The sequence below is a fragment of the Mesorhizobium sp. M7A.F.Ca.CA.003.01.2.1 genome (genome assembly GCF_003998945.1).
GTDB classification, from domain to species: domain Bacteria; phylum Pseudomonadota; class Alphaproteobacteria; order Rhizobiales; family Rhizobiaceae; genus Mesorhizobium; species Mesorhizobium ciceri.
In genome coordinates this window covers 1-3,254 of the sequence record NZ_RZRA01000668.1, presented here as the reverse complement: position 1 = coordinate 3,254, position 3,254 = coordinate 1, and the positions used below count along the sequence as shown (strand labels likewise).

Below are 3,254 nucleotides of genomic sequence, written 5' to 3'. Positions count from 1 at the left end.
CTGCCGTTCGGCCTGGCCATGGTCATCGTCATGCTGTGGAAGCCGCGCGGCTTCCACAGCATGACGATGACCATGGCCATGCCGAACAGCAGCATGCGGTAGAGTTCCGGTGTGAAGTCCGGTCCGAAGACCTGCTTGAGGAAGTCGAGTTCGCGCAACGCCTCGGTGCCGCCGATCATCACCATTGCGGCGACCGCTATGCCGACCAGCGAGCCCATGCCACCGAGAACCACGATGGCCAGGATGATGGCCGATTCCAGGAAGACGAAGGATTCCGGGCTGACGAAGCCCTGCCGTGCGGCGAAGAATGCGCCGGCGAAGCCGCCGAACATCGCACCCGTGGCAAAGGCCGTAAGCTTCGTGGTGGTGGTGTTGATGCCGAGCGAGCGGCAGGCGATCTCGTCCTCGCGCAACGCTTCCCAGGCACGGCCGACCGGCATGCGCCGCAGCCGGATGGTGACGAAGGCTGTCAGCAGCGCCAGCGCCAGGATCAGGTAATAGAGGAAGATCTTGTAGTAGGCGCTCGATGTCGCCAGATGCAGCACCTTGGCGACGTAATTGGGGTCCGACACGTTGAAGGTCATCAGGCCGAAGAAGGTGACCTTCGGGATGCCGGAAATACCGGCTGAACCGTTGGTGACTTCCCGCCAGTTGATCAGCACCAGGCGGATGATCTCACCGAAAGCCAAGGTGACGATCGCCAGGTAATCGCCGCGCAGGCGCAGCACCGGGAAACCGAGCAGCACGCCCCAGAAGGCGGCCATGGCGCCGGCGGCCGGCAAAAGGATCCAGAACGACAGGCCGTACTGCGTGCCGAGCAGCGCATAGGCATAGGCGCCGACCGCGTAGAAGGCGACATAACCGAGGTCGAGCAGGCCGGCGAGGCCAACGACGATGTTCAGGCCCCAGGCCAGCATCACATAGATCAGGATCTGGATGCCGAAATTGTCGACCCATTTCAGCGAGCCTTGCAGTCCGCCGACGAACGACCAGGACATCAGCGACAGGATCGCCACCACCAGGATCGGATAGAGGATCAGCGCGGCAATGCCGAGTTTGGTGAAGTTGGCATGAATGAAGCCGCGGAAATAATAGATCACGCAGGCCAGCACATAGATGACCGACAAGGCGCGCAGGAACTGCAGATAGCCCGCCGGCTCCGCTCCCACCCATCCGACGAGAGAGCTGTTGACCGCAAACAACACCACCGCCGCGACCAAGGCCACGATGAAGGCCGGCAACTGGAAGAAGCGTGACGCCACGCTGGCCGGCAGCAGGCCGGTGGCGACGTCGGTGATCTTCTGGTTGGCCAGGAAGGGCTGTCCATAGGCGACATAGAGGAAGCGCCCGACAGCCGTGGCGATAACCACGGCGGCAAGCAGGCCCCAGCGTGTCGTCAGGACCAGTTCATTGGAAATGTTCTGGCCGGTCTTCAGGCCGATGAACAGCACGAACAGGCCAAACGATATGGCAGCGGCATAGAGCGCCTCACGCAATGCGCGCTGCATGGGGGTGGCGACGGTGTCGCGCTCCGGAGATACGGTGACGGCCATAGTCTCAGACCTTTTCGACTTCTGGCCGGCCCAATATGCCGGAAGGCAGGAAGATCAGCACGATGGCCAGGATCGAGAACGCCGCGACATCCTTGTAGTCGATCGAGAAATAGGCCGACCACATGCTCTCGATGAAGCCGATCATCAACCCGCCGACCACCGCGCCCGGCAGCGAACCGATGCCGCCCAGCACCGCCGCCGTGAAGGCTTTCACGCCCGGCGTGAAACCATCCGAGAAGGCAATGACGCCGTAATACATCAGGAACAAAGTGCCGGCGACCGCGGCAAGGGCCGCACCCATGATGAAGGTGATCGAGATGGTACGGTCGACATCGATGCCGAGCAGCGCCGCCATCTTGCGGTCCTGCTCACAGGCCCGTTGCGCTCGTCCAAGCGAGGTCTTGTTGACCAGATACCAGAACAGCGCCAGCAGCAGCGCCGTGACGACGACGATGATGATCTGCTTCAGCGACACGCTGATGCCGTTGATGTTGTAAACCTGGCTGACCATCGGCGGGATCGGCTTGTTGCGGGGACCCTGCGTCACCTGGACGAAGTTCGACAGCGCGATCGACATGCCGATGGCAGTGATCAGCGGGGCCAGTCGGAACGAACCGCGCAGCGGCCGGTAGGCCACCTTTTCGATCGTCCAGTTGTAGAGGCTGGTGAGCAGCATCGCCACGATCATCATGATCAGCAGCGCCAGCACAACCGGCACGGAATAGAACAGCGCGCCAAGGGCGAGGAAGACGATCAGTGCCGTGAAGGCACCCACCATGAAGATGTCGCCATGGGCGAAATTGATCATACCGATGATGCCGTAGACCATCGTGTAGCCGATCGCGATCAGCCCATAGATCGATCCCAGCGTCAGCCCGTTGATAAGCTGCTGGACAAAGTACTGCATGTGTACATGGCTCCCCTGGAATGTCGCCCATGCAGACGCATTCCTTTTCGTATTTCCCCTAGTCGTAAAGTTTCGAGCCCGGATTGCAACGTCATTTTTCAATCGTCATGCGTGTTTTCGAAGCACGCCGCCCGATTGCCCGTTTTCCATCATCCGACCCCTGGACTATCGCGGACCCTACCATTGGCATAACGCAATGTCTTTGACGATTCGACCGCATCATGCGCCCCGTTTCGAAGAAATCGCCGTCAAAATTAGGTGATGAAAGGAATCCTTGCGTTTTTGGCACGATCCATTTTTCAGGTCGTTGCTTTCCGCAAGGTCAGGATTCCCATCACTTGACAACAAACCCGTGCGCGAACGGGTCGCGGTCGTCGATGAAGATGGTGTTCAGTCCGGTCATGCGCGCCCAGCCGCCGATCGAGGGAATGATGGCCGGCTTGCCGGCCACGCTGACATCCTTTTCGACCTTGCCCTTGAACAGCGAACCGATGATCGATTCATGCACGAAGCTGTCTCCGGCCTTGAGTTTGCCCTTGGCATGAAGCTGCGCCATGCGCGCCGAGGTGCCGGTGCCGCAGGGCGAGCGGTCGATCGCCTTGTCGCCGTAGAACACGGCATTGCGGGCATCCGCCCCATCCACCGTCGGCGCACCGGTCCACAGCATGTGCGACAGCCGGTTGATGCCAGGATTTTCCGGATGCACGAAGGAATATTTCTCGTTGAGCCGCTGCCGCACCACCGGGCTCCAGGCGATGAAGTCGCCCGCCGAATGATCGGCCATGTCGCGATAG

Annotated in this window: 3 protein-coding genes; all 3 read right to left on the bottom strand. The window is 60.7% G+C overall.

All coding sequences use genetic code 11. The annotated features are described in order from the left end of the window. Window positions 1–1,553 (bottom strand): high-affinity branched-chain amino acid ABC transporter permease LivM (gene livM, locus EN969_RS23370; protein ID WP_127419433.1); only part of this gene is annotated, 1,553 nt, incomplete at its 3' end. A gap of 4 nt (window positions 1,554–1,557) precedes the next feature. After that, complete coding sequence (locus EN969_RS23365) at window positions 1,558–2,460, bottom strand: branched-chain amino acid ABC transporter permease (RefSeq protein WP_013529092.1); 903 nt, start codon at window positions 2,458–2,460, stop codon at window positions 1,558–1,560. 334 nt (window positions 2,461–2,794) lie between these two features. Further along, a partial coding sequence (locus EN969_RS23360; RefSeq protein ID WP_206525212.1) for a proline racemase family protein occupies window positions 2,795–3,254 on the bottom strand: 460 nt, incomplete at its 5' end.

Bases quoted from the DNA above. Each gene is read 5' to 3' on its own strand.
- EN969_RS23365 (WP_013529092.1), bottom strand. From the start codon at position 2,460: ATGCAGTACTTTGTCCAGCAGCTTATCAACGGGCTGACGCTGGGATCG.